Genomic DNA, 6,046 nt, shown 5'->3' with positions numbered 1-6,046 from the left:
GCAATCAGGATTGACGATCTCGGCTGGGCCATTGAGGCGCTCCACGCAGGCGGACTGATCAACGGAACATGAACGAGATTGGTGAACCAACGGTTAAGCCTGCGATGTTGCCAATCCTGCAATGGCCGATAAGGGCGCCCCGCGAGGCGCGGTCCAGTCGGGGCGCAAGCCTGCCAAACCTGGGACTGGAAGGCGCGGCGGTACTTTAGCCCGAAGTTAACCACGCAATATGTTCGAACCGGGAAAGGAATCGGTAAGGCTGTTTCTTAAGCCGATCGAAAGAGCTTCTCCCTAGATTGGCAGCATCCGATCAACCATCACAGAAGTTGACGGAAGTGCTGTAACACGTGGAGTAGGAGCTCTCGAATGTCTAATCTCATCGCACGTTTTGTGAAGGACGAATCCGGCGCGACCGCTATCGAATATGGTCTGATCGCCGCTCTCATCGCGCTCGCCATCATCACTGGCGCCGGCACGCTCGGCAATGCGCTGAATGCCAAGTTCACCAACATTGGCAGCACCCTGAACAACGCGCCGACCGGCAGCTGATCGGCTTATCGCCGAGCACTTGCATCGCATTTTCTGGAAAAGGGCCGCCGCGTGGCGGCCTTTTTTATGCCGCTGCCAATATAGGTCGTCTTTTCGTTCCTGGCCTCATCAATCGTTAATCGAACATATCTTAGATTGAGCCCAATAAAATCGGACAATAGGCGTGGCGCCGATGCTTGAAGCCCTGATCTTCGTCGTCTTTCCGTTCTGCATGCTGTTTGCCGCGATCTCCGACATGCTGTCGATGACGATCGCCAACCGCGTGCCGGTGCTGCTCGTCGTCGTTTTCGCGCTGGTCGCGCCCCTTACAGGCATGGACTGGGCGGCCTATGGCGGACATTTCGCCGCCGGCGCCCTGGTCCTGGCCGTGACGTTCGGCCTGTTTGCAATAGGCGGCATGGGCGGCGGCGACGCCAAGCTTCTGGCCGCAACCGCGATGTGGATGGGCCTCAATGTCAATCTCGTGGAGTATCTTGTCGCCTCGACAATCATCGGCGGCCTGCTGACGCTCGCGATCATCCTCTACCGGAAGTCGATGCTTGCGGCCGTTACCGGCCAAAATCCGTTTCTGCGCCATTTCGCCGACGAGGCAAAAGGCGTTCCCTATGGCGTCGCGCTCGGCCTTGGCGGGTTGCTGACCTATCCGGACTCGCCTTTGATGATATGGGCGCTGGCCAGGCTGGCGGCCTGACCACGATATTATTTTATTGTCTGTCAGCATTGCCGAGACCCCGTTCTCAACGGGGTCGGCCCGGCTGTTTTGGCCGGTCCGGCTATAGTCCGGCTAATTTATGTAAACGTTAAATTAATCACGATCGTAAGCATTACATTAACCTTGTTTTGACGATTGCCGCTGCAAAGTCCGGCTTGGCTACGTGGTTTGCCAGGGCAAGGGTTCGGACAGATGCCAGCATCGCGATTGATAATTCTGAGCGTGGCGGTGGCCGCGGCGGGTGGCGCTGGCTATGTCGCGAAGAACATGGTGGCACCGCCGCCCCAGGTCGTCGTTGATTCCGCTCCCCAGGCCCCGGCAGTGGCACTCCAGGATGTGCTTGTGCTTTCAGGCGACGTTCCGATGGGCAGCCCGATCCAAAACAACATCGCCTGGCAATCCTGGCCCGCCGACGGCGTCAACGCGAATTTCATCACCCGCACCGCCGAGCCCGAGGCGCTGGACAAGCTGAAGGGTTCCATTGCCCGTGTGGCGATGTATGCCGGAGAGCCGCTGCGGCGTTCCAAGCTGATCGGGGAGGGGCAGAGCTTCATGTCGTCGATCCTGCCTTCCGGCATGCGGGCGGTCGCCACGGCCATCTCGGCCGACACGTCGGCCGGCGGCTTCATTCTTCCCAACGATTTCGTCGACGTCATCATGACCCGCAGGGCCGATGCCGCCAGCGGTGCCGCCGGCTTCAACACCGAGACCATCCTCAAGAACATCCGCGTCCTGGCCATCGACCAGACCATTCAGGAGGACGAGGAAGGCAAGAAGACCAGGGTGGGCCAGACCGCCACGCTGGAACTGACGCCCAAGCAGGCGGAGATTATCACCGTCGCCCAGCAGATGGCGGATCGCCTGACCCTGGCGCTGCGGGCGGTCGCGGACACGCAGGAAAAGAATGTGGGTGAGGCCGACTATCTCGTTTCCGGCAATGGCCGCAGGGGAACGGTGAGGCTGATCAAGTCGGGCGAAGTTTCCGAAGTGGGAGCAAGGAAATGAAGCTAGGTGGCAAACTGCCGGCAATCGTAGCCGCGGCATTCGGCCTGCTGCTCGTCGGAACGAATGTGCAAGGCAGCGTCGTCGAGGCAAAGAACGCGCAGGTCACGGCATCGACGGCCACCCAGCGCGTCAAGCTCGGCCTCAACAAGTCGGTGGTCATCGACCTGCCGAGCGATGCCTATGACATTCTCGTCGCCAATCCGGCGGTTGCCGATGCGGTGACCCGCACCGCAAGGCGCATCTATCTGTTCGGCAAGGCGGTCGGCGAGACGAACATCTTTGTCTTCGGCCCCAATGGCGAGCAGATCGTCAGCCTGGACCTGGCCGTCGAACGCGACGTTGCCGGCCTTGAAGATTATATCAGGCGCTTCCTGCCGACGTCGGCTGTCAAGGTGGAACTGCTGAACGACAACGTCGTTCTCACAGGAACCGTGGATACCCCCCTGGATGCCAAGCGCGCCGAACAGTTGGCGAACATGTTCGTGTCGGGTGGTGAAGCGACGACGGGACAATATTCGCAGACCGCGGCTGGCGGCTCGGCCCAGAGCGGTGTCGACATCAACAATCCGGACCAGGAGCGCCGCACCAGCCAGATCGTCAACCTGATCCAGATCATTGGCGACGACCAGGTCACGCTGAAGGTCACGGTCGCCGAAGTCAGCCGCTCGGTGATGAAGCAGCTCGGCGTCAACATGGTTGGCAGCGGCGGCAGCAACGGCATTAGTTACGGCGCAATCAGCGACAACTTCACGGGTCTCGGCAAACAGCTGTCGAATTCCGGCTTTCAAATCGGCGCTTCAGGACTGCAGGCTTATGTGAACGCTATGGAGCAGTCCGGGGTGATGAAGACCTTGGCCGAGCCGACCTTGACGGCTGTGTCGGGCGAGAAGGCAACCTTCAAGGTCGGCGGTGAATACAATATGGTCACGGGTGTCTCGGCAAATGTATCGCAAGACAACCAGACCGGCCTGAAGACCTACAGCGTCGAAAAGATCGAGTACGGCATCGGCCTGGAATTCCAGCCGGTTGTGTTGTCTCCCGGCCGCATAAGTTTGAAAGTCAGGACGTCGGTTTCCGAGCCGACAACCGAGGGATCCGTATCGTTCTCCTCAGGCGTGACGAGTCCCGGCATGAATGCCCTGTCGCTGCGCAAGCGCCTTGCCGACACAACGGTGGAATTGCCATCCGGTGGCTCCATGATGATCGCCGGCCTGGTTCGCGACGATGTCAGGCAAGCCGTCAACGGATTGCCTGGATTGACAAAGATCCCGGTGCTTGGCGCGCTCTTCCGCAGCAGGGATTTCGTGCGAAACGAGACCGAGCTCGTCATCATCATCACGCCCTATCTGGTTAAGCCGGTGGCGCGCAACGACCTTGCCAAGCCGGACGACAATTTCAACGCCGCCAGCGATGGCGCCGGCATGTTCCTTGGCCGCGTCAATCGCGTCTACGGCACCATGCAGACCGACAAGCCCAATGGCCGCTACCACGGCGTTGTCGGCTTCATCTACAAGTAAGCGGGGAAGCGGACATGTCTCAGTCAGCATTGAAGGCAAGCACCATCGCCGCAACGACCCGTCTCGGCCGTTCACGGGTCTGCCGGCGAGCCGTTCCTGTCCTGGCGGTTGCGGTGGCGGCGCTGCTCGCCGGCTGCGCCCAGCGCGACAGCATCACGGTCGGCGCCATTCCGGACGATTACCGCACCAACCATCCGATCGTCATCGCCGAGAAGAATCAGAAGATCGACCTGCCTGTCGGCGCCGGTGACCGCGGCATGACCGGCTCCCAGCGCGATACGCTTCTTGGCTTCCTGGATGGCTATGACAGAAGTGCCGCCCCGACGCTGACGATCCAGGTCCCGAGCGGATCGGCCAACGAGGTCGCCGCGACCACGGCGGCCCGCGATTTCGCCCGGCTGGCGGTTGCCAGCGGCATCAAGCGCAATCGGATTGTCGTGACCTCCTATCAGTCCGCCTCCGCCGAAGCCTCTGCCCCGATTCGCGTTGCTTATATCTCGGTGAAAGCCCAGACCGATAAGTGCGGCCGCTGGCCCGAAGATCTTATGGAGACATCGGAGAACAAGCACTATGCCGACTTCGGCTGCTCCTATCAGAACAATCTTGCCGCCCAGATGGCCAATCCCGCCGACCTGCTCGGCCCGCGTAAATCTGCCAATATTGATCCGGCAAATCGTAGCCAAGCCATCGATGTTTACCAAAAGAGAGGCATTTCGGAAGAGTTCCTCGGCAATTCGGAAGTGACGTACTGAGCCGCAAATCTCGGATAGAACAGGCCACGGGAGAGAGCATGACGATGAGCAACCTTGCCTACGACGCCCCGGTGGACGGCAGCGATACCTCGCAGCAGGACATCGCCGCGATGCAGGCGTTGCGGCCGATCCCGCGCATCTCGATCCAGGCATTCTGCGAGACCGAGGGTGTTGCCAACCCGGTCGAGCGCGCCGGCGAGGACCGTCGCATGACGAAGGCGCATCTCAAGGTCCACATGGGCGGTGTTCCCACTGCCATCGAATTCTACCAATCGGCGCCGACGCCCAATCTGATCCTGCTGGAATCGCGCAGCGAGCCCAAGCAATTGCTGGAACAACTCGCCCAGCTTTCGGAATATTGCGATCCGACGTCGAAGGTGGTGGTGATCGGCCACTACAATGATGTCGGCCTCTACCGGGAACTCATCCGCAACGGCATTTCCGAATATGTGATCGCTCCGGTCTCGATGGCCGACATCGTCAGCGTGGTGTCGTCGATTTTCATCGATCCGGAAGCCGAGCCGCTCGGCCGCTCGATCGCCTTCGTCGGCGCCAAGGGCGGTGTCGGCTCCTCGACGATCGCCCACAATGTGGCTTGGGCGATGTCCTCCCTGTTCAAATCCGAAGTGGTCGTCGCCGATCTCGATCTGGCTTTCGGCACCGCCAACATCAATTTCGACCAGGATCCGGCGCAAGGCATCGCCGAGGCGGTGTTTTCACCGGAACGCATCGATGAAGTCTATCTCGACCGGCTGCTGACCCAGTGCGCCGAGCATCTGTCGCTGCTGGCGGCGCCTTCGACGCTCGAACGGGTCTATGATTTCGATCCAGAGGCCTTCGTTCAGCTCATCGACACCGCCCAGCGCAGCGTGCCGCTTCTGGTGCTCGACGTCCCCCATGCCTGGACGGGCTGGACCAAGAACACCTTGGTCAAGGCCGACGAGATCGTCATCACCGCGACACCGGAACTTGCCAATCTGCGCAACACCAAGAACCTCATCGATATGCTCAAGCGGCTTCGTCCCAATGATCCGCCGCCCAAGCTGATCATCAACCAGGCCGGCGTCCCGAAACGCCCGGAGATTTCGCCGGCCGATTTCGCCGAGCCGCTCGGTCTGTCGCCAATGTCGGTCATTGCTTTTGATCCCTTGCTGTTCGGCAATGCCGCCAACAACGGACGCATGCTTGGCGAAATGGATGCCAAGAACCCGATCGTCGCAATGATCAACGAAATGGCGCATGTGCTGACCGGGCGCAGCGAAATCAAGATCAGGAAGAAGGCCGGGCTCGGCAGCCTGCTCGGCAAGCTCTCGCGCAACAAGAAGTGACGCTTCAGCAGTGGAATCGGTAGTCGATCATGTTTGGTAAAAGAGGCAGCGACGACGGCAACCGGTTCACGCCGGAATTTCGCCAGCCAGCACCGGCGCCTGTTGCGCCACCGGCTGCAGGTTCCGTGGACACGGCGGTTCTGACACGGCCCGCGGCGCCAAGCGCGCCTGTCGCGCCGCGGG

The 6,046-nt window shown here is 60.7% G+C and carries 6 protein-coding genes and 1 pseudogene; all 7 read left to right on the top strand.

Annotated features, from left to right (window positions below; genetic code table 11):
* Positions 1-366 precede the first annotated feature (366 nt).
* Positions 367-549, top strand: a complete 183-nt coding sequence (locus EN994_RS14295) for a Flp family type IVb pilin (RefSeq protein ID WP_013533686.1) — start codon at positions 367-369, stop codon at positions 547-549.
* Between the two features lie 172 nt (positions 550-721).
* Entirely contained in the window at positions 722-1,240 is a 519-nt protein-coding gene (locus EN994_RS14290; RefSeq protein WP_013533685.1) for a prepilin peptidase, read from the top strand.
* Between the two features lie 213 nt (positions 1,241-1,453).
* Entirely contained in the window at positions 1,454-2,266 is an 813-nt protein-coding gene (gene cpaB, locus EN994_RS14285) for a Flp pilus assembly protein CpaB (protein ID WP_013533684.1), read from the top strand.
* Positions 2,263-3,783: a type II and III secretion system protein family protein gene (locus EN994_RS14280; RefSeq protein ID WP_013533683.1), complete on the top strand. Its 1,521-nt coding sequence runs from the start codon at positions 2,263-2,265 to the stop codon at positions 3,781-3,783. Before cpaB ends, EN994_RS14280 begins: the two co-directional genes overlap by 4 nt.
* A 14-nt stretch (positions 3,784-3,797) precedes the next feature.
* Positions 3,798-4,535 (top strand): pilus assembly protein CpaD, encoded by a 738-nt coding sequence (locus tag EN994_RS14275; RefSeq protein WP_013533682.1) that lies wholly within the window; start codon positions 3,798-3,800, stop codon positions 4,533-4,535.
* Between the two features lie 38 nt (positions 4,536-4,573).
* Positions 4,574-5,863, top strand: a complete 1,290-nt coding sequence (locus EN994_RS14270; protein ID WP_013533681.1) for a CpaE family protein — start codon at positions 4,574-4,576, stop codon at positions 5,861-5,863.
* Positions 5,864-5,892: 29 nt separating this feature from the next.
* Positions 5,893-6,046: pseudogene (locus EN994_RS36855) on the top strand (CpaF family protein); the annotation flags it as partial.

The organism is Mesorhizobium sp. M7A.F.Ca.CA.002.09.1.1, from assembly GCF_003998555.1.
Lineage (GTDB): Bacteria > Pseudomonadota > Alphaproteobacteria > Rhizobiales > Rhizobiaceae > Mesorhizobium > Mesorhizobium ciceri.
Note: the sequence above shows the minus strand (reverse complement) of the source record. Positions and strands in the feature narration are given on the sequence as shown.